We start from the raw sequence: 23,091 nt of genomic DNA, 5'->3' as shown, positions 1-23,091 counted from the left end.
CTCTCCCCGCCGGGGAGAGGGGAAAGGCGTCACTCCTTCGACCGGTTCGGAAAGGCAAAGCCGATCGGCTGGATCGCGGCCGCATCCTGCTTCAGCTTGGCGGCGATCTGCTCGTAATCCTGCTCCATTTCCGGCGTGACGCTGGCGCGTGCCTCGTCCAGCGCTTCCTCGAAATCGGCCATGGTCACTTCCTGCGACCGGATCGAGCGCCTGAGCGCGACCAGGCCGGCGCGGCGGACCACATCCTCCAGATCGGCGCCGGTAAACCGCTCGGTCCGCCGCGCGACGATGTCCAGGTCGACGTCGCCGGCCAGCGGCATCTTCTGCGTCTGGATGCCCAGGATGCGGCGGCGCCCTTCTTCATTGGGCACGCCGACATAGATCAGCTCGTCGAAACGGCCGGGGCGCAGCAGCGCGGGATCGACCAGATTGGGCCGGTTGGTGGCGCCGATCACGACCACCGACTGCAACTCCTCCAGCCCGTCCATTTCCGCCAGAATGGTGTTCACCACGCGCTCGGTCACCTGCGGCTCGCCCAGCCCGCCACCGCGCGCGGGCACCAGCGAATCAAGTTCGTCGATAAAGATCACCGTGGGCGCGACCTGTCGCGCGCGGGCGAACAGCCGGCTGATCTGCTGCTCGCTCTCGCCATACCATTTCGACAGCAGGTCGCTCGATTTGGTGGCGATGAAGTTCGCCTCCGCCTCGCGCGCCACCGCCTTTGCGAGCAGCGTCTTGCCGGTGCCCGGCGGCCCATACAGCAGGAAGCCCTTGGCGGGGCGGATGCCCAGCCGCCGGAACGCATCCGGGTCCTTCAGCGGCAGCTCGACGCCTTCCTTCAGCCGCATCTGCGCGGCATCCAGTCCGCCGACATCGTCCCAGCGCACGCTTGGCGCCTGCACCATCACCTCGCGCATCGCCGAGGGCTGAACCCGCTTCAAGGCTTCGAGGAAATCCTCGCGCGTGACGGACAGGGTGTCCAGCACCTCGGGCGGGATCGTACGCTCCTCCAGATTGAGCTTCGGCATGATCCGCCGCACCGCCTCGATCGCCGCCTCGCGCGTCAGTGCCGCCAAGTCGGCCCCCACGAACCCGAACGTGGTCCGCGCCAGTTCGTCCAGATCGACCCTGTCCCCCAGCGGCATCCCCCGCGTGTGAATGCCCAGGATCTCCCGCCTGCCCCGCTCGTCCGGCACCCCGACCACGATCTCCCGATCGAACCGCCCCGGCCGTCGCAGCGCCTCGTCGATCGCCTCCGGCCGGTTCGTCGCCGCGATCACCACGAGGTTCGCACGCGACTCCAGTCCGTCCATCAGCGTCAGCAACTGCGCGACGAGGCGCTTCTCCGCCTCGCCCTGCACCCGGTCGCGCTTGGGGGCGATCGAGTCGATCTCGTCGATGAACACGATCGAGGGCGCGGCCTTGGTCGCCTCCTCGAACACCTCGCGCAGCCGCGACTCGGACTCCCCGTAAGCGGAGCCCATGATCTCCGGCCCGTTGATCAAAAAGAACTGCGCATCCGATTCGTTGGCGACCGCGCGCGCCAGCCGCGTCTTGCCCGTTCCCGGCGGGCCATAGAGCAGCAGTCCCTTGGGGGGATCGACCCCCAACCGCTGGAACAGCTCGGGATAGCGCAGCGGCAGTTCGACCATCTCGCGCAACTGGTCGATCGTCGTCGCCATGCCGCCGATATCGTCATAGGTGACGTCGGCACGCCGCTGCGCCGGCTCCTCATATTCGGGGCGCAGCTCGATTTCGGTATTCTCGTCGATATGCACCACGCCCTTGGGGCTGGCCTGCACCACGGCGAGCCGGATCTCCTGCAAGGCATAGGCGGGCGCGTTCATGTAGCGCTGCACGCCCGGCGGCATGTTCGTCACCCGCTGCTGCCCTGCGGTCGCGACCACATCGCCCTGGCACAGAGGACGCCCGAAAAAGGTGCGCTTCAGCGCGTTGGTGGAGCCTTGCAGGCGCAGATTCTGCTGCGCCGGCGCAAAGACGACGCGCGACGCCGGCTTCGATTCCACCCGCCGCACTTCCACGAAATCGCCCGAGCCGACGCCGGCATTGGCGCGCTGCAACCCGTCGATCCGCAGGATATCGAGCCCTTCATCCTCGGGATAGGGGCCGACCGCACGTGCAGGCGTCGCCTGCTTGCCGACGATCTCGATCACGTCACCCTCGGCGATCTGCAACGCCGCCATCAGCGAGCGCGGCAGGTGCGCGAGGCCGCGTCCCGAGTCCTCGGGGCGGCTGTTCGCCACCTGTATCTTGCGCGTCGGCGCGTCGCTTTCGGCCATGCTGTTCCTCGTGCTTTTCGTATCGCCAAGAGCGCGCCACGTGGGGGCGGGTTCCGGATCGCGAAAGGGCGAGGCGGCGTGCAGTGCCAAAAAAAAGGGCCGATCCGCAGACCAGCCCATGAAAGTTTTTAGGAGAGGATGCCTGAAAGGCCCGTGCTTTTTGCGTCGCGGCGGATTATGTTGCAAGTGCGAAAAGCGTGTTGACGCTTGCAAGATGTGCAACCGTTTGATCCAAGTGTCCCAGGAGGAGGATGTCGATGCGCAGGCTGCCGCCCTTGGGGGCTATCGAGGCATTCGTGCAGGTGGCGCGGCTCGGTTCGATCAAGGCCGCCGCAGAGGAACTGGCCCTGTCCGCGCCCGCGCTCAGCCGCCGGGTGCAGACGCTGGAGCGATTCGTCGGCAAGCCGCTGTTCGCGCGGCGGCATCAGGCGATGGTGCCCAATGACGATGGCGAAACGCTGATGACGCAGATCGCACCGCTGCTCGATCAATTGTCGGATGCGGTGGAGGCGATGTCGAGCGGGCAGGAAGTGCTGCGCCTGCGTCTCGGCGTGCTGCCGCTCTATGCCTCGCAAAAATTGTTTCCGCGGCTCGGCGAACTGCGCACCGCGCATCCCGAACTGCATCTGGACATCGACACCGCGGGCCATGGCATCGCGCGGCTGGGCGAGGGGCTGGATGCGGTGATCGCGCTGGGGCGCGAGATCGATCCGGCGCTTTATGCCAAGCGGCTGGATACCAACCGTGTCTATGTGATCGGCGCCAAGACGTTGCTCGACGGGCCGAACCCGATCGTCCGCCCGGAACAGATGAACGGCATGACCGCGCTGCTCCACCGCGAAATGCCCGACGCCTTCACCGCCTGGACCAGCGCGGTCGGCCTGCCGAACGTGAAGCCCAAGGCGATCGACTTTTTCGATTCGGGCGGGCTGATGCTGGAGGCGGTCGCGCAAGGCCTCGGCATCGCCTTCATGCATGCCAGCCATTTCGAGAATGCGCACGACCCGCGACTCGTGCGGCTGTTCGATATCGAGGTGGAAAGCCCCTACAGCCACTGGTTCGTCTGCCGCCCGCGTGCGCTCCAGCAAAAGCCGGTGAAGCTGTTCCACGACTGGCTGATCCGCACGCTTTACCCGCAAGCGGCGTAAGGTTCACACGAAGCCGCGAAGACGCCAAGATGGCTCGTCCGCGGCAGCGGACCCTAACCCCTTCTCTTCGCGCCTTCGCGGCTTCGCGTGAACATCTTTTCGCGCCGAGGCGCGGAGAACGCAGAGGGGTTGCGCGCGCCCGAACATCCGTCGCCGCTTATCCGCAAGGACTAGTATTTGGCGACGCTCGCAACAGCCGGAGCGCAGGCCCAGCAGCGCAATCTCCGCGCCTCCGCGTCTTCGCGTGAAAAAAAGCCCTCGCTCCAACGAAGCGAGGGCTTCGATAATCAGGCCGCGCGGGCCTTCACGATCTTGCCCGGCTCACGCGGAGGCTCGCCCTTGGGCAGCGCGTCGATCAGCTCCATGCCGCTCGAAACCTGGCCCCACACCGTATACTGGCGGTCGAGGAAGCGCGCATCGTCGAAACAGATGAAGAATTGCGAGTTGGCCGAGTTCGGGTCGCTGGTCCGCGCCATCGAACAGGTGCCGCGCACATGCGGCTCGGCATTGAATTCCTGCTTCAAATTGGGCTTGTCGGACCCGTGCATGCCCGTGCCGGTCGGATCACCGCCCTGCGCCATGAAGCCGGGGATCACGCGGTGGAACACGACGCCGTCGTAGAAACCCTCGTTCGCCAGCTCGCCGATGCGGCGGACATGCTCGGGCGCCAGGTCAGGGCGCAGCGTGATGACGACGTCGCCGTCGTCCAGCGTCAGGGTCAGCGTCTCAAAGGTATCGGCCATCAGTCTTCCTTCCTCTAGTGCCCGCGCAGGTAGGGATTCGTTCGCCCGCTGGCAAATCGCGTTGCACCGCGATAGAGCGCGAACGGCACGCGAAACGTCAGGGAGGCAGCGATGAGCGACACCGAGCTTCCCGAGGTGGAGGGCGAAACCCAGCTGGACGAGGACGATCGGTTGAAGCCCGAATTCGTCCGCGCCGTGCTGGACGCGGTAGAGGACGGCAATGACGAGGGCGCCCGCGCGCTGGTCGAGCCGCTGCACCCCGCCGACATCGCCGACCTGTTCGAGCTGACGCCCGAGGAGGATCGCGGCACGCTGGCCCGCGCGGTCGCCGACCTCTTGAACGGCGACGTGTTCGCCGAGATGAACGATTATGTTCGCGAACAACTGATCCAGGCGCTGGAGCCACATCAGGTCGCGGACATCGCCTCCGAACTCGATACCGACGACGCGGTCGCGATCATCGAGGACATGGACGCCGACGAGCAGCGCGCGGTGCTGCGCGCGCTCGACCCGGACGACCGTGCCGCAATCGAGGAGGCACTGTCCTACCCCGAGGAATCCGCCGGCCGCCTGATGCAGCGCGAGCTGATCGCGGTGCCCGAGCACTGGACGGTGGGCGACGCGATCGACTTCCTGCGCGGCCATGACGAGCTGACCACCGACTTCTGGGAAATCTTCGTGGTGGACGAGCGGCACAAGCCAGTCGGCACCTGCCAGCTGTCCTGGATCCTGCGCACCCCCCGCGACATCGCGCTGGCCGACGTCATGAAGCGCGAACAGACGCTGATCCCGGTCGACATGGACCAGGAAGAGGTGGCGCTGCGCTTCCAAAAATATGCGCTGATCTCGGCCGCGGTGGTCGATGCCAGCGGCCGGCTGGTCGGCATGGTGACGGTGGACGACATCGTCCACATCATCCAGGAAGAGGCGGGCGAGGACACGCTGCTGCTGTCCGGTGCCGGCGAAGGCGACATCAACGAACCGATCCGCTTCACCGTCCGCACCCGGCTGACCTGGCTGCTGATCAACCTGCCGACTGCGATGCTGGCCGCCACCGTGGTCGGGCTGTTCGACGACCGCATCGCGCGCTTTGCGGTGCTGGCGCAGTTGATGGGGATCGTCAGCGGTATGGGCGGCAATGCCGGCACGCAGACGCTGGCGGTGGTCGTCCGCGCGCTCGCCACCAACCAGTTGACCGGATCGAACACGCTCAGGATGATCGTGCGCGAACTGCGCATCGCCGCCAGCAACGGCACCGGGCTCGGCCTGCTGGTCGGCGCGGGCGCCTATCTGTGGTTCGGCAATCCCGGCCTTGCGATCGTCTTCGCGCTGGCCCTGTTCATCAACAACATCGTCGCGGGCCTGGTCGGCGTGCTGGTGCCGGTGACGCTGGACCGGTTCAACGTCGACCCGGCGGTGGCGTCGTCGGTGTTTGTCACCACCTGCACCGACTCGATGGGCTTCTTCACCTTTCTGGGGCTGGCGGCGCTGTGGGGTCTGGGCGGCTGACTTGTCGCGGGCGGGTTTCGCCCCCAAATCCAGCGGCGTGGCACTGCATCTGACCAAAGTCGCGTTTGGCGCGACCAGTATCGATCACCTTGCCGAACGACTGGCCCTGCGCGCCGCCGACGGCCCCGTCTTTCTCACCACCCGCTATCTGCCCAAGCGGCACGAGGAGGTGGCGGGACAGGGATCGCTGTTCTGGATCCTCAAGCACCAGCTGATCGCCCGCTCGCCGATCCTGTCCTTCGGCGAGGCGGAGGGTGGTCGCTGCGCGATCCATATCGATCCCGCGCTGGTGCTGGTCCAGGCGCGCCCCAAGCGCGCGCACCAGGGCTGGCGCTATCTGGAAGCCACCGACGCCCCCGGCGATCTCGGCGGCGACGCCAGCGGCGCGGACGTGCTGCCGCCCTCACTGCTCGGCAAGCTGGCCGAACTGGCGTTGATCTAAGGCATCAACTCACATCCGTTCGCCTCGAGTAGGGATCGAGCTTGTCGAGAGCCCGTATCGAGAGGTACTCGCCTGAGGGGAAGGTCTCTCGATACGCCGTCTCGACACGCTCGACGACTACTCGAGACGAACGGGTAAGGGTGATTGGAGGTTCTGGGGCCCTACAGCTTCGGCCCCGACACCGCCTTGCGCGTCTTCTTGGGCGTATCGGCCAGCACCTTGGCGATGGCGGCGTTGCGCGGGTCCTGCGTGGCGTAATCGCGCGCCGACATGCCGGCGAGCAGGTCGCCCTGGTCCGGATCGGCGCCCGCCGCCAGCAACTCGCGCACCATGGTGATGTCGCGGCGCTGCACCGCACGGATCAGCGGCGTCTCGCCCGCCGAATTGGCGATGTTGGCGTTGGCCTTGGCCGCCGCCAGGATGCCGATCATGTCGGTCTGCCCGGTGGTGACGACCAGCAGCAGCGGCGTATTGCCGCGCCCGTCACGCAGGTTCGGGTCCGCCCCCTTTTGCAGCAGGAAGCGCAGATAGGTTTCGTCGCCCCGCTTGATGACGGTGTGCAGCGCCCCCTCGCCCGTGCTGGGATCGCGCGTGTTGATGATGTTGCTGCCGGGGCGGCCGAGCATCTCGGTCACCTCGTTGCCCTTGGCGTCCTTGACCGCCTGAAGGAACTTGTAGCTTTCGGACTGTTGTTGCGCACCGGCCGGTGCTGCAACGAGAACGCCCAGCAGCATGGCTGCCAGGAGGGAGCGGACGGACATGCGGAGATCCTTGGAATCCATGGCTTGCGATCCGCTGCCTAACACAGCAAGGCTGCGCGCGTCATGACCCTGTTGCGCCTCATGCCGCTGCTTCTCGCGCTGGCCGCGTGCAGCCCGTCCGACCCCGATGCCGCCGCCGCGCCGCCGCTGGCGGGTGCGAAGATCGGCGGCCCCTTTCGCCTGACCGGCGGCGACGGCGCGCCGGTGACCGACCGTTCGCTGGGCAAACGCTGGCGCGTCATGTATTTCGGCTACACTTTCTGCCCCGATGTCTGCCCCACCGACATGCAGGCGATCGGGGCCGGCCTGCGCCTGCTGGAGGCACGCGATCCGGCCAAGGCACGCGCGATCGTCCCCGTCTTCGTCACCGTCGACCCCGCACGCGACACCGCCGCCGTGGTGAAGCGCTTCGCAGAGGCCTTCCACCCCCGCGCCATCGGCCTGACCGGCAGCGAGGCGGCGATCGCCGCCATGGCCAAATCCTACGGCGTCTATGCGGAGAAGGGCGAGGCGTCGCCCGGCGGCGGCTATCTCGTCAATCACGCGCGCACCACCTATCTGATGGATCCGAACAACCTGCCCATCGCGCTGATCCCTGCCGACGAGGGACCGGAGGCCGTGGCAAACGCGCTGGAGCGCTGGGTCCGATGACCGTGAAATTCTGGGAGCTGCCGATCGAGCAGCTCGACCGTGCCCAGTGGGAGGCACTGTGCGACGGCTGCGGCAAATGCTGCCTGCACAAGCTGGAGGACGAGGATACCGGCGAGCTGCTGCCGACCAACGTCGCCTGCCGCATGCTCGACCGGCGTACCGGCTTCTGTTCCGATTATCGCAACAGGCGCGCCTATGTGCCCGAATGCGTGCGCCTGACCATGCGCAACGTCCGCGATATCGACTGGCTGCCGCGCACCTGCGCCTATCGCCTGCGCGCCGCGAACGAGCCGCTGCCCGACTGGCATTACCTCGTCTCGGGCGACCGCGACGCGGTGCACCGCGCCGGCGAATCGGTACGCGGCTGGACGGTCAGCGAAGACGATGCCGGCGAGTTCGAGAATCACATCGTCGAACGCGACCTGTGAGGCCCCTCGCCCCATCGGGGAGAGGGATATCAGTCCCGATATGATCGACCAGATCATCCGCCACCCCACCGCGCGGCGTATCCGGCTGGTGATCGACCCCGCCACCGGCACCACCCGCCTCGTCATCCCCAAGCGCGCCGCGCTCAAACCCGCGCTCGCCTGGGCGCAGGGCAAGGGGGAATGGATCGCCGCGCAGCGCGCCGCCCTGCCCGCCCCGCGCCCCTTCGTGCCCGATGCGACCATCCCCTTCGGCGACACCGAGCTCACCATCCGCTGGACCGAGGGGCGCAGCCGCCTGCTCCGGCGCGAGGGCGACGTGCTGCACGCCTCCGGCCCGATCGAAACGCTGCCCCGCCGCGTCGCCTTGTGGCTGCACCGCCAGGCGCTCGACCTTCTGACGCAGGAAACCGCCGAGTTCGCGGCAAAGGCCGGCGTCACCGTCACCCGCGTCGCGATCGGCGATGCCAAGGCCCGCTGGGGAAGCTGCGCGTCGTACGGCGCGATCCGCTATAGCTGGCGGCTGATCCTAGCGCCCGATTTCGTCCGCCGCGCGACGGTGGCGCACGAGGTGGCGCACCGCGTCCACATGAACCACGCCCCCGCCTTCCACGCGCTCGTCGCGGACCTGCTGGGCGAGAACCCCGCGCCCGCCACCGCCTGGTTGCGGCGGCATGGCGCGGCACTTCACTGGGTCGGCCGGTCGTCCTGATCGAAGCGCGGCGGCGCCAGCCCCTCGCGCGGCGCCGGGCGCGGGCGTGACGGTTCGCGCGGGCCATCGCGCCCGGTGACGCGGTCCAGCCAGTCCTGATCCAGCCGCTGCGGCGGTGCGGCCTGCACCGGCGGCCCGTCCTCGTCGCTGCCGCGGCGCACGTCCACCGGTGCCTGATCGTCGTCATAGCCGTCACCCGGCACCGCCGGCGCGATCGGATTGCCATCGGCATCCACCGCCGCGGTGCCATTGTCGGGGGCGCCGAAATAGCTCTCCTCGTCCGGCTCCAGCTGCCATTCGGGGAGCGTCACCTGCGTCTCGAACTGCTCGATCGGCCGGCTGGCGGTCGCCACCTTCATATATTGCGCAAAGGCACGCGCCGGCGCGGTGCCGCCGTGCAGCCCGGCGACCGGTCGCGCATTGTCGCGCCCCATCCACACGCCCGTGGTCAGCCCGCTGGCGAAGCCGACGAACCAGCCATCCTTCATGCTGCTCGTCGTGCCCGTCTTGCCCGCCACCGGCCGCCCGATCTGTGCCGCACGCCCCGTGCCGGTGTTGACCGCGGTCTGCAGCAGGTCGGTCATCTCGGCCGCGACATAAGGGGCGACCAGCACATGGCTGCGATCCACCTCGTGGCGATAGATTTCCTGCCCGTTGGTGGTCACGCGGGTGATGCCATAGGGGGCCACCGCCACGCCCTTGTTCGCCACCGAGGCAAAGGCGCGCGTCATGTCGATCAGGCGCACGTCCGACGTGCCCAGCACCATCGACGGATGCGTGTTGACCGGTGTGGTGATGCCGAAGCGGCGCGCCATGTCGGCCACCGTGGTGAAGCCGACCTCCTGCCCCAGCTTGGCCGCCACCGTGTTCAGCGAATAGGCAAAGGCGGTGCGAAGCGACACCTGCCCCGAATTGCGCCGCGAATCGTTGCGCGGGCTCCACCCGTCGATCGTCACCGGCTCGTCCACCACGGTATCCTCGGGCTTGTGGCCCGCCTCGAGCGCCGCGAGATAGACGAACAGCTTGAACGCGGAGCCCGGCTGGCGGACCGCCTGCGTCGCACGGTTGTAGTTGGTGGACACGTAATCCTTGCCGCCGACCATCGCGCGCACCGCGCCGTCACGGTCCAGGCTGACCAGCGCCCCTTGCGTACCGGCCGGCGCCTGCTGCCGGATCGCGGCATCGGCGGTGCGCTGCATCCCCAGGTCCAGCGTCGTCCACACCTCCAGCGGGGCCTGCGTCTCGTCGATCAGCGTATCGAGTTGCGGCAAGGCCCAGTCGGTGAAGTAGCGGACGCTGTTCTGCTTGGGCTCGGGCGCCAGGTGCAGCGATTTCGGCTCGGCCTCCGCCGCTTCGGCCGCGGTGATGAAGCCGTTGCGCACCATCTGGTCGATCACCACGCCCGCGCGGCCCACCGCCGCCTCGGCATCGGCGGTCGGCGAATAGTTGGACGGCGCCTTGACCAGCCCGGCGATCACCGCCGCTTCCGACAGGCTCAGCGTGTCCGCGCCGTGCCCGAAGAATTTGCGGGAGGCCGCGTCGATGCCATACGCACCGCCGCCATAATAGACCTTGTTCAGATAGAGTTCGAGGACCTGGTCCTTGCTGAACTTGCGCTCCAGCGCCAGCGCCAGGATCCATTCGCGAAACTTGCGGCCGAACTTCTTCTGGTTGTTCAGAAAGATGTTGCGCGCAAGCTGTTGCGTGATCGTAGAGCCGCCCTGCACCCACCGGCCGCGTTCATACCGGACCATCACCGAGCGCACGATGCCGATCGGATCGACGCCGGGGTGCTGGCGGAAACGGCGATCCTCCACCGCCACGGTGGCATCGCGCATCACCGCGGGGATGCGGCCATAGGACAGCCATTCGCCGTAACTCGGCCCGAGCGATACGATCACCGTGCCGTCGGACGCATGGACGCGGATCATCTGGCCGTTGGGCGAGGATTTCAGCTCCTCGAAACTCGGCAGTTGCGACCGCGCGACATACACCGCGATCAGCAGCGCGCCGAGCGCCAGCACGGCCAGGCCGATCAGGATCTGGAGGGAAACGACGATCCGGCGCCGCCAGGGCGAACGGGGACGTGAGCGGGAAGAACGCGCGCGAGCCATGAAGGATGCGCGAAATACCCGGCTTCGCGCGCCATCACAAGCAAGCTTTGCGTGCGGCCTGCCGCTGCCTCCATGCGGTCCGGCGCACGATCACGCCACCCGCGTCGCCCGCGCGATCAGCCGCACCAGCGCCGGATGCGCCAGCCGGGGGAGCGCGCCGCGTGCCCACCCCTCCGCCAGCGCCCGGACCCCACCGGCAACCGCGATCGGCATCCCGATCCGCCGGGTGAACACGCGCTGCCAGTCGGGCGCCGCGGCCGCGCCCCCGGCGATATAGCTTTGCGCCGCAGACACGCCGCTGGCCAGCGCGATGCCCATGCCTTCCCCGGCCAGCGACGGGATCACGCCGGCCTGATCCCCCAGCCGGAACAGCGCAGCCGGAGCCGCCCGCCAGCCATAGGGCACGTTGGCCACCGCATCGACGTGCGACTCGCCCGCCATGAACGCCAGCCGCTCGGCCAACCGCGGTACCTCCCGCCCGAGTTCGGCGAGCAGTGCCGCCGCGGTCCCCGCCGCGCGCAGGCGCGACCGGCGGACTGCCATGCACAGATTGGCGCTGCCGTCCTCCTGCAACACCAGCCCCGCATAGCCACGGTCGAACAGATGCAACTCGATCGCGTCGTCCACCAGGGCGGACAGTCCCGGCGCCGCCGCCAGTCGCACGCGCAAGCCCAGCGCCGGGTCCTCGCCCGCATCGCCCCGCTCTGGCGTTCCGCGCAGGTCGTGCTTGCCGGTCGCCAGGAACAGCGCATCCGGCAACAGCACATCGCCCCCGGCCAGCCGCACGCCGTCCTGCTCCACTGCGCGCACACTCACGCCGCGCTCGATCCGCGCGCCCACCGCCTCGGCCTGCGTCAACAGGATGGTGTCCAGCCGGTGGCGCGACAGGCCGATAGCGGGTTCCGGCAACGCCGCCTCGCTGACCGCGCGCGGCGTTATCATGCGCAACCGCGTGACCCGGTGGCCGCCCGGCTCCACCCCCAGCGCCCGCACCTGCGCCACCGTCCGCCAGCTCAGAAAGCCGCCGCACAGTGCATCGCCGATCACGCGCTGCCGCTCGACCAGCAGATGCGGCGTGCCGGCACGTGCCAGCGTGATCGCCGCCGCCGCACCCGCCGGCCCGCCGCCGACGATTAGCGCCGGCGTGCGACGCATAACCGAAAGGGGAAGCGGCGCTCGATCTTCGCCGCGCTGATGTTCGCGGCCGCCAACAAATCGCGCCATTCCGCCGGGCGGAAGCTGCGCGCGATCGACAGGCGGCCGTCATGCCGCACGATCGGATGCCACCGCGCCGCCCGGGCGAGCAGCGGATAACCGACATGGGCGAAGCGGTGCCGGTGCAGGTCGTTGACGAACCAGCCGACCCGCGCCTCCTGTTCCATGAAGCGCAAAAAGGCGATCAACTCCGCCTCGCTCATATGATGCGCGACCAGGCTGGAGGCGATCACGTCCCACTCCTGCCCTGCCAGCGCGGCATAGTCGCCGGTGCGGTAATCGATCGGCATGTCGCGCCCGGTCTGCGTCGCGGCGATGCCGGCACTGTTGGGATTGAGGTCGATCCCGACCAGTTGCGCGACGATGCCCCGCGCCTTTGCCCAGCCTGCAATGCTGCGCAGCATATCGCCGTCGCCGAACCCGACATCGAGCAGCCGGAGCGTCGACCGCCCCCGCATCACCGAATCGAGAAACCGTAGCGTCGGCCGCCGCGCCATCGTCACCGTGTTCACCCGCGCCAGATCGTGCAGCACCGCGCGGTATGTGCCGGGGTCCAGGTCCTCGGCATCCATCAGCTCCGGGCCGGGGGCGCGGGTGGCAAGGCTCACGCCGCGCTCCGGAAGCGCAGGCCCTCCGCCGCCAGGCCGGGTCCGAAGGCCAGCGCCAGCCCACGCTCGATCGGCGCCTCGAGCATCATTCGCGCCAGCACGAACATCAGCGTCGCCGACGACATGTTCCCCTTCTCGCGCAGCACCGCCCGCGACGACGCCAGCGCCCCCGCATCCAGTGCCATCGCCCGCTCCACCGCATCCAGGATCGATCGCCCGCCGGCATGGACCGCCCATGCCTCGATCGGTCCGCCATCGCCCGACAGCGCGGCCCGCGTCTCCGCCGCGCCCAGCGCCTCCGCCAGCCGCCCCGGCACTTCGCCCGACAGGTGCATGGCAAAACCGCGATCGGTGATGTCCCAGCGGATCAGCTCGGCGCTTTCCGGCAGGGCGAGCGACACCCCCGCCTCCAGTTCCAGCCCGCCCGGCTCGCCCGTCACCAGCGCCGCCGCGGCACCGTCGCCGAACTGCAACTGGCCCATCAGCGCGCCCACCTCCGGCGTCGCCTGCAGATGCAGCGTGCACAGCTCTACGGTGATGACCAGCACCCGCGCCTGCGGCTCGGACCGCACGATGTGTCGCGCGGTGCGCAGCGCCGTCACCGCGGCGTAACAGCCCATGAACCCGATCAGCAGCCGCTCGACCGAGGGCGACAGGCCAAGCCGCCGCGCCAGGATCTGGTCGATCCCCGGCGCCACGAAGCCGGTGCAGCTTGCGACCACCAGATGGGTGATCCCGCCCAGATCGACCTGCGCGGCGCACGCCGCCACGGCGCCGGCGGCAAGCTGCGGTGCGGCCTCGGCATAGATGGCCATGCGCGCGGCCGTGCCGGGGAGTGGCGCCTTGTCGTAGAACCCGCCATCGCCGATCTGCGGCCGGCCATCGGGGCGCGGCGGCAGCACGGAAAAGCGATGGTCGATCCCGGCACGTGCCGCCATCCGCGCAAAGATGCGGGCCTCGCGGGGGTCGAGCAGGTCGGTCGCCCAGTCGCAATACATGGCATGAACATCATGGCCCGGCACCGCAGTGCCGATGGCGTGGCAATAGGCAGTCACGGAAATCCTTGCGCCAGAGATACTTCTCCAACGCACGACCGCTTGCCAAGTGCCTTCAGTTCAGATGTTCCACAGGGTCGGGCCGGCCGCACGTTCCGTCACGTTCCGCCAGATGGTCGCCCCCCACCGCATAGCGCCCCTCGACCAGCGCCATCGCCTGCCCGACATGCGCGGCGATGTGGAAATCCCCGGCATCCTCCAACAGCATGCAGGCCTGTTGCAGGAGCGCATATACGCGCTGAGCATCCATGACGTCGCCCTTCCCCAAGTTAACCTTGATCAAACATAATGCAGCGCCAATGTCCATGCGCTCATATATGTTACGCAGGCCCCGTCCCGGCCGGCGCGATCATCCATGTGGACGAGGGAACCAAAAGATTGTTTGGGACATCATGCCATTGTAGATAACGTAATGAGATCAATAACAAAACTACCGCCATTTCGGCGGGCATGTGGGAGCATGCTGGGAGGTGTCAGGGGTGAGCAACGAAGCGGCTATCGGGCTGGTCAACGAACTGGCGACGCGCTTGTCCGGCATTGTCGAGGAATTCGGGCGTCGAACCGACTCGCTGGTGGCGGCCTCGCGCGAGACGGACGGGCCGGATGAGGAAACGCTGATCCGTATCGCCGGCCGGTTGATCGACCAGCGCAAGCGGCGACGCAATTTCCTGCCGGACGAACTGTTCCACGAACCGGCCTGGGACATGCTGCTGTCGCTCTTCGTCGCCTATCGCCGACGCCAGACCCTGAACATCAAGTCGCTGGTATCCACTGCCGACGCCCCCGTCACCACCTCGCAGCGCTGGATCGAGCATCTCGACAAGCTGGGCCTCATCACCCGCGTGATCGATCCCGCCGACCGCCGCCGTATCGAGGTGTCGTTGAACGAAACCGGCCACGCCGCGATGACGCGCTATCTGGAGGATGTCGCGCGGCGGCAATGATGCCGCCGACACTGGCCTGCATCCCCTGCAGGCCGGTTCATCATCTGGATGGAAAGATGGTGCGGTCGAGAAGACTCGAACTTCCACGGCCTTTCGGCCACAACGACCTCAACGTTGCGCGTCTACCAATTCCGCCACGACCGCACACTTGATCCACCGGGCTGGCCGGTGGCTGGTAGGCCGGTGCCCCTAGCAGAGGCTTTTGCGTCCTGCAACACGCTTCGCGTGCAAACTGTTCATTCCCCGGCGAAGCTGAGTTCCAGCCGCTTGGAATTGGGCGGCACGTCCAGCTTGGCCGAGTTGAAGTCGATCGCCGCGCCAGGCCCCAGCGTGCGCTGCTGCGGGGTGATCGTCCAGTTGAACACCACCCGCCCCTGCGCATCCTTCAGCTCGGCCCGGATATCGGGCACGCGCTGCCGGTCGCTCGACGGGTTGGTGATCTGGCCGCTGACCGCGAACAGCTCCGATCCATTGGCCAGTTCGCGCCGCTCGATCGGATTGTCGCGCAGCCGCAGCGGCGATTCGGTCGTGCCCAGTCCCAGGCTGGCGCCGATCCCCGGCGCACCCAGCCACAGGATTGCGATCACCCCCACCAGCATCAACAGCCCGGCCGCCACTGCACCGATCGTCCAGCGGCGCGCATTGTTGCGGCGCTGGCGGAACGGCGGCTGGTGCGCAAAGGCGTCAAAGGTCTCGGTGGCGGGCGCTTCCACCACCGGCGGCGGCGGCGGCGGCGGGGCTGCGGACACGAAGCTGGGCAGGGGCGGCATCGCCGCGGCACCCGCGCCATCCGATTCGCTCGGGTCCCGGTCCACCGGCTTGTCCAGCGACACCACCGGCTCCGGCAGCGGTTCGAGCGGCAATTCCGGCGGCGACTGGAACCAGCTGTGCCGGCAATTGGCGCAGCGCACCGTGCGCCCGTCATGCCCAATCGCGCTGTCGGGCACCAGATAGCGGGTGCGGCACTCGGGGCATTCCAGGATCATGCGGGTTGGCGCTTCACGAAGGGGCCCGGATAACCTCGGGCCTTTGAACCGATCCTCAGTAAGCACGCCGCTCGGTCATGTGGCAAGCTTGAAGCGTCGGCCCGCTCATGCCAAGGCCGGATCGACGGCATGACACGAGCGATCGCGACCCTTTGAGCGCCATGGCGAACATCGTCCAGTTCGAGAATGTCGGACTGCGCTACGGCGCGGGCGAGGAAACGCTGGCCGATCTCAGCTTCACGCTGCGCGCCGGCAGCTTCTATTTCCTGACCGGGGCCAGCGGCGCCGGCAAGACCTCGCTGCTGCGCCTCCTCTACCTCGCCCAGCGCCCCAGCCGCGGCATCATCCGCCTGTTCGGCGAGGATGCGGTCATCATGCCGCGCGAGCGCCTGCCCGGTTTCCGCCGCCGCATCGGCGTGGTGTTCCAGGACTTCCGGCTGGTCCCGCACCTCAGCGCCGCCGACAACATCGCGCTTCCTTTACGCGTCGCGGGCATGTCGGAGGCGAGCATCGCCCAGCCGGTGCGCGAGATGCTGGCGTGGATCGGCCTGTCCGAACGCGCCCAGTCCCGCCCCGCCACGCTGTCGGGCGGCGAGCAGCAACGCGTCGCCATCGCCCGCGCGGTGATCGCCCGTCCCGAGATACTGGTGGCCGACGAGCCGACCGGCAACGTCGACCCGGCGATGGCGGAGCGCCTGCTCCACCTGTTCGATTCGCTGCACAAGCTGGGCACCACCGTCGTCGTCGCCACCCACGACCTGCACCTGATGAACCGCCTGCCCTCGGCCCAGATGATGCGGCTGGAGGGCGGCCGGCTGCTCGATCCCACCGGCGCGCTGCGCCATCCCCCCGTACGCATCGAGGGGGAGGACGGCGGATGAGCGGGGCGGGCACCGAACGGCGGGTGCTGGACGAGGCACCCGGCATCCGGGCGATGACCTGGGTGATGGCGATCATGCTGTTCCTGACGCTGCTCGCCGCCGCCGGTGGCCTGGGCACCGCCCGCGCCGCGCGCGCGCTCGACCGCCAGCTGGCCGGCCGGCTGACCGTGCAGGTGGTGGAGGGCGAGCCGACCCGGCGCGAGGCGACCACCCGCCGCGTACTCGCCGCGCTCGGCGACCGCGAGGAGGTGGTGCGCACCGTGCGCGTGCCGCAGGCGGAACTCGCCGCCATGCTGAAACCATGGCTGGGTGCCGACGCCGCCGATGCCGGCCTGCCCGTACCCGCCCTGATCGATGTCGATCTGGTCGATACCGATCCCGCCACGGTCGCCCGCGTCGCCACTGTCGTGCGCGCCGTGTCCCCCGCCACCGTTCAGGTTGAGGAACATGCCACCTGGATGACGCCGGTCAGCGGTTTCCTGTCGTCGATGACATGGCTGGCCGGGCTGGTCGTCCTGCTGATGATGGCGGCGACGGGCGCGGTGGTGATGCTGGCCGCGCGCGCCGGGCTGGAGGCGCATCGCACCACCATCGGCGTCATGCACATATTGGGATCGACCGACGTGCAGATCGCCCGGCTGTTTCAGCGCCGGATCGCGATCGATGCCGGGATCGGCAGCGCGGCGGGCGGGCTGGGCGCCCTTGCCGTCATCCTGCTGATCGGCGGGCAGATGGCGGCGCTCGGCTCCGAACTGCTCGGCTCGGTGACGCTTGGGCCTACGCAATGGCTGGTGCTGGCGCTGCTGCCCTTCGGCTTCGTGGCGCTTGCCACGTTCGCCGCGCGGGTCGCGGTGCTCGCCCAGTTGCGGCGCACGCTGTGATCGCCCGGTTCCTCGGGCTGATCGGCATCGGCTGGTGCCTGGGGTTCGCCGCGTTCATGCTGATGCTGCCCCCCCCGCTGGAGGGCAACACCACCGACGCGATCGTCGTGCCGACCGGCGGCCCCGGCCGCATCGATCGCGGCATCGCGCTGCTGCGCGAGGGTCAGGCGCGGCGGATGCTGGTGACGGGCGTCGCCCCCGGCGTCCGCCCGATCGATCTGGCCCGCACCTACAAGACGCCGCGCGCACTGTTCACCTGCTGCATCGATCTCGGCACCGATGCGGTCGATACCCGCTCGAATGCGGAGGAAACCGTGCGCTGGGTGCGCTCGCATCATTATGCCAGTATCCGGCTCGTCACCGCCGACTGGCACCTGCCGCGTGCGAAGATGGAGCTGATCGCAGCTCTCGGCCCCGGTGTCGTGGTGCTGGGCGACGGCGTGCCGACCAGCGATCCGCGGCTGGCGACCTTGGTCAACGAATATAACAAGCTGATCCTGCGCCGGATCGCATTATGGGTGGGGTTCGGGTCGTGATCGCGCTGCGCAATCTGGTGTTCGCCTGCATCTTCTATCCAGTGTCGCTGTTCTTTGCGGCCTCCGCCCCCGTCGCCGCCTTTATCGGGCAATCCGCGATGATCGACCACGCGACGCGCTGGACCCGGTTCCACAACTGGGCGACGCGCGTGCTGCTCGGCATCACCATCCGGGTGGAGGGCACGCGCCCCGCCGGCCCCGCCCTCTATCCCGCCAAGCACCAGGCGATGTTCGAGACGCTGGCGCTGCAGGCGCTGCTCGATGGCCCCGCGATCGTGCTGAAGCAGGAACTGGCCGACCTGCCCATCTGGGGCTGGGCGGCACGACGCTACGGCGCGATCGTGGTCGATCGCGACGCGTCGGCTCGTGCCCTTCGCGGCATGATGCGCGATGCCGCCGCCGCCGTGGCGGTGGGCCGCGCCATCCTGATCTTTCCGGAGGGCACACGCGTTGCGCCGGGCGAACAGCCGCCGCTGAAACCCGGCTTTGCCGGCCTGTACCGCATGCTGAAGCTGCCCGTCGTCCCCGTCGCCACCGACAGCGGCGTGGTGTGGCCGCGCAAGGGTTTGAAGCGCCCCGGCGTCATCACGCTGCGCTTCGGCGAGGTCATCCCCCCCGGCCTCGACCGCGCCGAGATCGAGGCCCGCGTGCACGCCGCGATCAACGTGCTGGATTAAGCGTCCGTCTGGAAATGCTCTTCAGCCAATGATGCGTTAGCGTACCGCCGGAAACCGCCTCAATTACGGTCGTTCCGACGGCTCCGATCCGAACCTTGTACGATACCATCATTCCGGCTGCTGCATGGCCACATAACCTACGCGCAAGCCGCCCTGGAACCCAAGCTGCTGGTAGAACGCATGCACTCTGGGATCAGCGCGGCCACTTTGCATCAGCACATGATGGCAGCCTGAAGACCAAGCATGTTTCAGCGCCTTGGAAACAACGGCTTTCCCGAAGCCCTGACCTTGGTAGGTCGGATGCGTCATTACATTCTCTAAAAATGCATGCGAACGTCCAAGTCTTAGAAGATTTGGAGCAGTAATCAGCATGCAGGTTGCCGCGATTGCCTCACCTATAGATGCGACAAAGATAAAGACGTTCTCGCTTGCCAACGTTTCATCCCAAATGCGAGCTGCTTCTTCGAGTGGCTGCGCGAATTGGCTAACCTCTGAGGCATCGAAGAGCGTCAGAAGGGCCTTAAGGTCTGATCGTACAGCTAGGCGAACGTCATGCATCTTATGTCTCGATAAGAGTTTCGCATTGTTTCGCCGCGAAGCCGCTGGTCCGCAACCCGCCAATGACGGGCATCAGGGGCAGGGTAAGCAGCTTTTGTGGCGGTGCCTCAATCGCCGACAGGGCTGATCATTTGCCTCAACGCATTTCAACCAGCCCCGACCCTACTCCCCGTGCGCCCGGCCGAAATCAGGGCGCGCATCGTCCTGCCCCTGATCGATCACCCCGCGGCGAATCGCGCGGGTGCGCGTGAACAGATCGAACAGCGTATCCCCGTCCCCCCAGCGGATCGCGCGTTGCAGCATCGTCACATCCTCGGTCAGCCGCTGCAGGATCTCCAGCACCGCCTCCCGGTTGTTCAGAAACACGTCGCGCCACATCGTCGGGTCGGACGCGGCGATGCGGGTAAAGTCGCGGAAACCGCCCGCCGAATATTTGATCACCTCGCCGCGCGTCACCTCTTCCAGGTCGGAGGCGGTGCCGACGATCGAATAGGCGATCAGGTGCGGCACATGGCTGGTCACCGCCAGCACCAGGTCGTGATGCTTGGGGCTCATCAGCTCGACCTGCGCGCCCAGCGCCTCCCAAAAGGCGCGCAGGCGGATGACGGGCGCGCTTTCTGCCCCGTCCTCGGGCGTGAGGATGCACCAGCGCCCCTGGAACAGCGTCGCGAAACCCGATTCCGGCCCGCTATGCTCGGTGCCCGCCACCGGATGCCCCGGCACGATCGTCGCACCCGGCAGCGCACCACGCAGCGCGGCGAAGACGCTGGCCTTGGAGCTGCCGACATCGCTCACCACCGCGTCGGCGGGCAAATCCTCGGCGATCTCCACCGCCACCGCCGCCATCGCCCCGACCGGCACGCACAGGATGACCAGATCGGCATCGACCACCGCCGCACCCGCCGAATCGGCGACATCGTCCGCGATGCCCAGCGCATGCACCGTATCGCGCACGCTCGGGTCGGCATCATAGGCGGTGACGACCGCGCCCGGCATCGCCTTCTTCACCCCGCGCGCGATCGACGAGCCGATCAGGCCCAGCCCGATGATCGTCACGCGCGCGAAAGGCAGCATCAGGCGCCGGCCAGTTCGCGCAGGGCCGCGACGACGCCGCGCGTCTCGTCCTCGGTCCCGATGGTGATGCGCAGGCCATGCCCCAGCCCCTGTCCGGGCAGCCAGCGGACGATATAGCCCGCATCCATCAGCCCGTGATAGGCGCGCTCAGCGGTCAATGCGCCCTCGAACAGCACCATCGAGAAATTGCCCTTGGACGGTACCGCGCGCAGGCCGGCATTGCCCAGCCCGGCGATCTGCTCCTCGAACCAGCGCAGCCAGCGCGTGTTGTGTGCGCGCGTGTCCTTCACGAAACCGGTGTCGCGGATCGCGGCGACGGCGGCCGCCTGCCCGGCGATCGTCACGTTGAACGGGCCCCGGATGCGGTGCAGCGCATCGATGATCGCCGGCGCGCCATAGCCCCAGCCGATCCGCTCGGCCGCCAGCCCGTGGATCTTGGAAAAGGTGCGCGTCACCAGCACGTTGGATGCGGTACGCGCCAGCGCCAGACCGCCATCGTCCTCGCCCTCCTCCAGATATTCGGCATAGGCCTGGTCGAGGACGAGCAGGACATGGGACGGCAGGCCGGCATGCAGCCGCGCGATCTCGTCGGCGCCGACAAAGGTGCCGGTGGGATTGTTCGGATTGGCGACGAACACCACCGTCGTCCGCTCGGTCACCGCGGCCAGGATCGCATCGACATCGGTCGCATAGTCGCGGTCGGGGACCACCACCGGCGTCGCGCCGACGCGCCGTGTCGCGATCTCGTACACGGCAAAGCCGTAGCGGACATGGATGATCTCGTCGCCCACGCCCGCATAGGCGCCGGCCGCCAGATGCAGGATCTCGTCCGATCCGGTGCCATAGATGATCTGCGCCGGCTCCAGCCCGTGCACCTCGCCGATCGCCTCGCGCAGCGCGGTTGCGGTCGCGTCGGGATAGCGCTCCAGCGTATTGGCTGCGGTCGCGAAGGCCGCCTTGGCGTCGGGGCTGGTGCCCAGCGGGTTCTCGTTGGACGACAGCTTGTGGACGCGGCGGCCGTCATCGGTCGTGGAGCGGCCGGGGATATAGGGGGCGATGGCCTTTACCCAGGCCTTGGGATCGGGTGCGGTCATGGCGGCGGCATAGCCGCGTGGGCCTTGCGTCGCCAGCCCCGGCGGCCTAGCGAGCCGTCCCATGTCCGATGACGCGCGCTTCGGCCTTCTCCGCCATGTCCGTCTGCCCGGCCCGCTGCGGCTGGACGGCGGCGCGCTGCTGTCGCCGGTCGAGATCGCCTATGAAACCTATGGCACGCTCGATCCCCAGGGCAGCAACGCGATCCTGATCTGCCATGCGCTGACCGGTGACCAGCATGTCGCCAGCGTCCATCCGCGCACCGGCAAGCCCGGCTGGTGGACGCGCCTCGTCGGCCCCGGCAGGCCGATCGACCCGACCCGGCATTTCATCATCTGCTCGAACGTCATCGGCAGTTGCATGGGCTCGTCGGGCCCGGCCACGATCAACCCCGCGACGAACGCACCCTGGGGGATGAGTTTTCCCGTCATCACGATTCGCGACATGGTGCGCGCGCAGGCCCTGCTGCTCGATCATCTGGGGGTGGGACAGTTGCAGGCGGTGGTCGGCGGATCGATGGGCGGCATGCAGGCGCTCAGCTGGGCCGCCACCTTTCCCGAGCGGGTTCGCGCCGTCGTCGCCATCGCCACCACCGCGCGCCACACCGCGCAGAACATCGCCTTTCACGAGGTCGGGCGTCAGGCGGTGATGGCCGATCCCCGCTGGCGCGGCGGCGACTATTACGGGCATGACGATCCCCCCGCCGCCGGTCTCGCGGTGGCGCGCATGGCCGCGCACATCACCTATCTGTCGGAGGCTGGCCTGACCGAGAAGTTCGGCCGCAAGCTTCAGGCGCGCGAGGCGAAAAGCTTCGGCTTCGACGCCGATTTCCAGGTGGAAAGCTATCTGCGTCACCAGGGGATCAGCTTCGTCGACCGGTTCGACGCCAACTCCTATCTCTATATCACCCGCGCGGTCGATTATTTCGACCTGGCCGAGGAACATGGCGGCCTGCTCGCCGGTGCCTTCCGCCAGACGCGCGCGCGCTTCTGCGTGGTCAGCTTCGACACCGACTGGCTGTATCCCACCGCCGCCTCGCGCGGCATCGTCCAGGCGCTGAACGCCGCCGGCTCCGCGGTCAGCTTCGTGGAACTGTCCAGCCCTTACGGCCATGACGCGTTTCTGCTGGAGGCCCCCGAGATGAACCGGGTGATCGACGGTTTCCTGAGGGCCGAGCCATGAACGACCTGCGCCCCGACCTGTCGATCATCGCCCGCCATGTCGCCCGCGGCAGCCGCATCCTCGATATCGGCTGCGGCGACGGCGCGCTGATGGCGGCGCTGCGCGACGAGGCGGGATGCGACGCGCGCGGGCTGGAGATCGATCCCGCCAATGTCGCCGCCGCGGTCGCCCGCGGGCTGGCGGTGGTGCAGGGCGATGCCGACACCGATCTCGCCAGCTACCCCGACGCCAGCTTCGACTATGCGATCCTCAGCCAGACGCTGCAGACCGCGCGCGCTCCGGACGTCGTGCTCGACCACCTGCTGCGCATCGGCCGCCGCGCCTTTGTCAGCTTCCCCAACTTCGCCCATTGGCGCGTCCGCCTGTCGCTCATGTGGGGCGGACGCATGCCCGTCACCGACCTTCTCCCCGAACGCTGGTACGACACCCCCAACATCCACCACGTCACCATCGACGACTTTCGCGCCTTTCTGCGCGATCGCGGCCTGACCGTGGAGGGAAGCTGGTTCCTGTCGCGCAGTCGCCAGACCAGCGCGGCGGCGGCGAACCTGCGCGCGGAACATGCGGTATTTTTGCTACAGCGCTGATCTTAACTTG

The 23,091-nt window shown here is 68.1% G+C and carries 25 protein-coding genes and 1 tRNA gene; 13 read left to right on the top strand and 13 right to left on the bottom strand.

The annotated features are described in order from the left end of the window. Positions 1–29 precede the first annotated feature (29 nt). A complete protein-coding gene (locus tag GQR91_RS05495; RefSeq protein ID WP_112383758.1) occupies positions 30–2,300 on the bottom strand; it encodes a CDC48 family AAA ATPase in 2,271 nt (756 codons plus the stop codon). A gap of 257 nt (positions 2,301–2,557) precedes the next feature. Here GQR91_RS05495 and GQR91_RS05490 point away from each other — a divergent pair, with 257 nt between their 5' ends. Next, positions 2,558–3,448 (top strand): LysR substrate-binding domain-containing protein, encoded by an 891-nt coding sequence (locus GQR91_RS05490; protein WP_112383798.1) that lies wholly within the window; start codon positions 2,558–2,560, stop codon positions 3,446–3,448. A 287-nt stretch (positions 3,449–3,735) separates the two neighbouring features. On the opposite strand, the gene GQR91_RS05485 is transcribed toward GQR91_RS05490, so the two are convergent. Further along, a complete protein-coding gene (locus tag GQR91_RS05485; protein ID WP_112383759.1) occupies positions 3,736–4,191 on the bottom strand; it encodes a peptidylprolyl isomerase in 456 nt (151 codons plus the stop codon). 111 nt (positions 4,192–4,302) lie between these two features. Between GQR91_RS05485 and mgtE the strand changes: the two genes are divergently transcribed. Together mgtE and GQR91_RS05475 are read left to right on the top strand one after the other, a co-directional pair. Beyond that, entirely contained in the window at positions 4,303–5,700 is a 1,398-nt protein-coding gene (gene mgtE / locus GQR91_RS05480; protein WP_112383760.1) for a magnesium transporter, read from the top strand. A gap of 37 nt (positions 5,701–5,737) precedes the next feature. Beyond that, complete coding sequence (locus GQR91_RS05475) at positions 5,738–6,142, top strand: DUF1489 family protein (RefSeq protein ID WP_149682823.1); 405 nt, start codon at positions 5,738–5,740, stop codon at positions 6,140–6,142. Positions 6,143–6,303: 161 nt separating this feature from the next. Here the strand turns inward: GQR91_RS05475 and GQR91_RS05470 are convergent, their stop codons facing one another. Beyond that, positions 6,304–6,903: an ankyrin repeat domain-containing protein gene (locus tag GQR91_RS05470; RefSeq protein ID WP_112383799.1), complete on the bottom strand. Its 600-nt coding sequence runs from the start codon at positions 6,901–6,903 to the stop codon at positions 6,304–6,306. A gap of 63 nt (positions 6,904–6,966) precedes the next feature. On the opposite strand from GQR91_RS05470, the gene GQR91_RS05465 reads away from it, so the two are divergent. The 3 genes from GQR91_RS05465 to GQR91_RS05455 are packed head-to-tail and all read left to right on the top strand — an operon-like array spanning position 6,967 to position 8,691. Further along, positions 6,967–7,554, top strand: a complete 588-nt coding sequence (locus GQR91_RS05465; protein ID WP_149682678.1) for an SCO family protein — start codon at positions 6,967–6,969, stop codon at positions 7,552–7,554. Then, positions 7,551–7,982, top strand: coding sequence for a YcgN family cysteine cluster protein (locus GQR91_RS05460; protein WP_149682677.1), 432 nt, complete (start codon positions 7,551–7,553; stop codon positions 7,980–7,982). The genes GQR91_RS05465 and GQR91_RS05460 overlap by 4 nt, the downstream gene beginning before the upstream one ends. 40 nt (positions 7,983–8,022) lie before the next feature. Next, entirely contained in the window at positions 8,023–8,691 is a 669-nt protein-coding gene (locus GQR91_RS05455) for a M48 family metallopeptidase (protein ID WP_149682676.1), read from the top strand. Here GQR91_RS05455 and GQR91_RS05450 read toward each other — a convergent pair. The 5 genes from GQR91_RS05450 to GQR91_RS05430 all read right to left on the bottom strand — a co-directional run bounded on the left by GQR91_RS05450 (position 8,667) and on the right by GQR91_RS05430 (position 13,933). Further along, positions 8,667–10,805, bottom strand: coding sequence for a transglycosylase domain-containing protein (locus tag GQR91_RS05450; RefSeq protein WP_149682675.1), 2,139 nt, complete (start codon positions 10,803–10,805; stop codon positions 8,667–8,669). The two genes, GQR91_RS05455 and GQR91_RS05450, sit on opposite strands and share 25 nt — an antisense overlap. A 90-nt stretch (positions 10,806–10,895) precedes the next feature. Beyond that, entirely contained in the window at positions 10,896–11,960 is a 1,065-nt protein-coding gene (locus GQR91_RS05445; RefSeq protein WP_149682674.1) for an NAD(P)/FAD-dependent oxidoreductase, read from the bottom strand. Then, complete coding sequence (locus GQR91_RS05440) at positions 11,939–12,628, bottom strand: methyltransferase domain-containing protein (protein ID WP_149682673.1); 690 nt, start codon at positions 12,626–12,628, stop codon at positions 11,939–11,941. The genes GQR91_RS05445 and GQR91_RS05440 overlap by 22 nt, the downstream gene beginning before the upstream one ends. After that, positions 12,625–13,689, bottom strand: coding sequence for a type III polyketide synthase (locus GQR91_RS05435; protein ID WP_149682822.1), 1,065 nt, complete (start codon positions 13,687–13,689; stop codon positions 12,625–12,627). Before GQR91_RS05435 ends, GQR91_RS05440 begins: the two co-directional genes overlap by 4 nt. Before the next feature lie 49 nt (positions 13,690–13,738). After that, complete coding sequence (locus GQR91_RS05430; protein WP_149682672.1) at positions 13,739–13,933, bottom strand: hypothetical protein; 195 nt, start codon at positions 13,931–13,933, stop codon at positions 13,739–13,741. Between the two features lie 229 nt (positions 13,934–14,162). On the opposite strand from GQR91_RS05430, the gene GQR91_RS05425 reads away from it, so the two are divergent. After that, positions 14,163–14,627, top strand: coding sequence for a MarR family winged helix-turn-helix transcriptional regulator (locus tag GQR91_RS05425; RefSeq protein WP_112383801.1), 465 nt, complete (start codon positions 14,163–14,165; stop codon positions 14,625–14,627). 57 nt (positions 14,628–14,684) lie between these two features. Here the strand turns inward: GQR91_RS05425 and GQR91_RS05420 are convergent. Both GQR91_RS05420 and GQR91_RS05415 read right to left on the bottom strand, forming a co-directional pair. Continuing rightward, a tRNA-Leu gene (locus GQR91_RS05420) sits at positions 14,685–14,771 on the bottom strand. 92 nt (positions 14,772–14,863) lie between these two features. After that, the gene (locus GQR91_RS05415) at positions 14,864–15,613 is read right to left on the bottom strand and encodes an MJ0042-type zinc finger domain-containing protein (protein ID WP_149682671.1); all 750 of its coding nucleotides are present in this window, start codon (positions 15,611–15,613) and stop codon (positions 14,864–14,866) included. A 161-nt stretch (positions 15,614–15,774) separates the two neighbouring features. Between GQR91_RS05415 and ftsE the strand changes: the two genes are divergently transcribed. Genes ftsE through GQR91_RS05395 form a run of 4 tightly spaced genes read left to right on the top strand, consistent with a single transcriptional unit; the run spans position 15,775 to position 18,588 of the window. Then, complete coding sequence (gene ftsE / locus GQR91_RS05410) at positions 15,775–16,494, top strand: cell division ATP-binding protein FtsE (RefSeq protein ID WP_149682670.1); 720 nt, start codon at positions 15,775–15,777, stop codon at positions 16,492–16,494. Then, positions 16,491–17,375 carry a cell division protein FtsX gene (locus tag GQR91_RS05405; protein ID WP_149682669.1) on the top strand — a complete coding sequence of 295 codons (885 nt, stop codon included), beginning with the start codon at positions 16,491–16,493 and terminating at the stop codon, positions 17,373–17,375. The genes ftsE and GQR91_RS05405 overlap by 4 nt, the downstream gene beginning before the upstream one ends. Further along, positions 17,372–17,911 (top strand): YdcF family protein, encoded by a 540-nt coding sequence (locus GQR91_RS05400; protein ID WP_112383772.1) that lies wholly within the window; start codon positions 17,372–17,374, stop codon positions 17,909–17,911. Before GQR91_RS05405 ends, GQR91_RS05400 begins: the two co-directional genes overlap by 4 nt. Beyond that, positions 17,908–18,588 carry a lysophospholipid acyltransferase family protein gene (locus GQR91_RS05395; protein WP_149682821.1) on the top strand — a complete coding sequence of 227 codons (681 nt, stop codon included), beginning with the start codon at positions 17,908–17,910 and terminating at the stop codon, positions 18,586–18,588. Before GQR91_RS05400 ends, GQR91_RS05395 begins: the two co-directional genes overlap by 4 nt. A gap of 108 nt (positions 18,589–18,696) precedes the next feature. On the opposite strand, the gene GQR91_RS05390 is transcribed toward GQR91_RS05395, so the two are convergent. The 3 genes from GQR91_RS05390 to GQR91_RS05380 form a co-directional block, all read right to left on the bottom strand. Then, positions 18,697–19,146, bottom strand: a complete 450-nt coding sequence (locus tag GQR91_RS05390; RefSeq protein ID WP_149682668.1) for a GNAT family N-acetyltransferase — start codon at positions 19,144–19,146, stop codon at positions 18,697–18,699. A 162-nt stretch (positions 19,147–19,308) separates the two neighbouring features. Further along, positions 19,309–20,220 (bottom strand): prephenate/arogenate dehydrogenase family protein, encoded by a 912-nt coding sequence (locus GQR91_RS05385; protein ID WP_149682667.1) that lies wholly within the window; start codon positions 20,218–20,220, stop codon positions 19,309–19,311. Continuing rightward, positions 20,220–21,314 carry a pyridoxal phosphate-dependent aminotransferase gene (locus GQR91_RS05380; RefSeq protein WP_149682820.1) on the bottom strand — a complete coding sequence of 365 codons (1,095 nt, stop codon included), beginning with the start codon at positions 21,312–21,314 and terminating at the stop codon, positions 20,220–20,222. Before GQR91_RS05380 ends, GQR91_RS05385 begins: the two co-directional genes overlap by 1 nt. Before the next feature lie 61 nt (positions 21,315–21,375). Between GQR91_RS05380 and metX the strand changes: the two genes are divergently transcribed. Then, positions 21,376–22,494: a homoserine O-acetyltransferase MetX gene (gene metX / locus GQR91_RS05375; protein ID WP_149682666.1), complete on the top strand. Its 1,119-nt coding sequence runs from the start codon at positions 21,376–21,378 to the stop codon at positions 22,492–22,494. Further along, positions 22,491–23,081 carry a methionine biosynthesis protein MetW gene (gene metW, locus GQR91_RS05370; RefSeq protein WP_112383776.1) on the top strand — a complete coding sequence of 197 codons (591 nt, stop codon included), beginning with the start codon at positions 22,491–22,493 and terminating at the stop codon, positions 23,079–23,081. Before metX ends, metW begins: the two co-directional genes overlap by 4 nt. Positions 23,082–23,091 lie beyond the last annotated feature (10 nt).

Origin of the sequence: Sphingomonas carotinifaciens (genome assembly GCF_009789535.1) — a bacterium.
Lineage (GTDB): Bacteria > Pseudomonadota > Alphaproteobacteria > Sphingomonadales > Sphingomonadaceae > Sphingomonas > Sphingomonas carotinifaciens.
This window is presented reverse-complemented; position numbering and strand designations above follow the sequence as displayed.

Excerpts from the sequence above, each read along its gene's own strand:
- GQR91_RS05450 (WP_149682675.1), bottom strand. The coding sequence starts at position 10,805 with ATGGCTCGCGCGCGTTCTTCCCGCTCACGTCCCCGTTCGCCCTGGCGG.
- metX (WP_149682666.1), top strand. The coding sequence starts at position 21,376 with ATGTCCGATGACGCGCGCTTCGGCCTTCTCCGCCATGTCCGTCTGCCC.
- GQR91_RS05495 (WP_112383758.1), bottom strand. The coding sequence starts at position 2,300 with ATGGCCGAAAGCGACGCGCCGACGCGCAAGATACAGGTGGCGAACAGC.
- GQR91_RS05405 (WP_149682669.1), top strand. The coding sequence starts at position 16,491 with ATGAGCGGGGCGGGCACCGAACGGCGGGTGCTGGACGAGGCACCCGGC.
- GQR91_RS05470 (WP_112383799.1), bottom strand. The coding sequence starts at position 6,903 with ATGTCCGTCCGCTCCCTCCTGGCAGCCATGCTGCTGGGCGTTCTCGTT.
- GQR91_RS05380 (WP_149682820.1), bottom strand. The coding sequence starts at position 21,314 with ATGACCGCACCCGATCCCAAGGCCTGGGTAAAGGCCATCGCCCCCTAT.
- GQR91_RS05445 (WP_149682674.1), bottom strand. The coding sequence starts at position 11,960 with ATGCGTCGCACGCCGGCGCTAATCGTCGGCGGCGGGCCGGCGGGTGCG.
- GQR91_RS05460 (WP_149682677.1), top strand. The coding sequence starts at position 7,551 with ATGACCGTGAAATTCTGGGAGCTGCCGATCGAGCAGCTCGACCGTGCC.
- GQR91_RS05415 (WP_149682671.1), bottom strand. The coding sequence starts at position 15,613 with ATGATCCTGGAATGCCCCGAGTGCCGCACCCGCTATCTGGTGCCCGAC.
- GQR91_RS05485 (WP_112383759.1), bottom strand. The coding sequence starts at position 4,191 with ATGGCCGATACCTTTGAGACGCTGACCCTGACGCTGGACGACGGCGAC.
- GQR91_RS05390 (WP_149682668.1), bottom strand. The coding sequence starts at position 19,146 with ATGCATGACGTTCGCCTAGCTGTACGATCAGACCTTAAGGCCCTTCTG.
- GQR91_RS05430 (WP_149682672.1), bottom strand. The coding sequence starts at position 13,933 with ATGGATGCTCAGCGCGTATATGCGCTCCTGCAACAGGCCTGCATGCTG.
- mgtE (WP_112383760.1), top strand. The coding sequence starts at position 4,303 with ATGAGCGACACCGAGCTTCCCGAGGTGGAGGGCGAAACCCAGCTGGAC.
- GQR91_RS05465 (WP_149682678.1), top strand. The coding sequence starts at position 6,967 with ATGACCCTGTTGCGCCTCATGCCGCTGCTTCTCGCGCTGGCCGCGTGC.
- GQR91_RS05490 (WP_112383798.1), top strand. The coding sequence starts at position 2,558 with ATGCGCAGGCTGCCGCCCTTGGGGGCTATCGAGGCATTCGTGCAGGTG.
- GQR91_RS05385 (WP_149682667.1), bottom strand. The coding sequence starts at position 20,220 with ATGCTGCCTTTCGCGCGCGTGACGATCATCGGGCTGGGCCTGATCGGC.
- metW (WP_112383776.1), top strand. The coding sequence starts at position 22,491 with ATGAACGACCTGCGCCCCGACCTGTCGATCATCGCCCGCCATGTCGCC.
- ftsE (WP_149682670.1), top strand. The coding sequence starts at position 15,775 with ATGGCGAACATCGTCCAGTTCGAGAATGTCGGACTGCGCTACGGCGCG.
- GQR91_RS05455 (WP_149682676.1), top strand. The coding sequence starts at position 8,023 with ATGATCGACCAGATCATCCGCCACCCCACCGCGCGGCGTATCCGGCTG.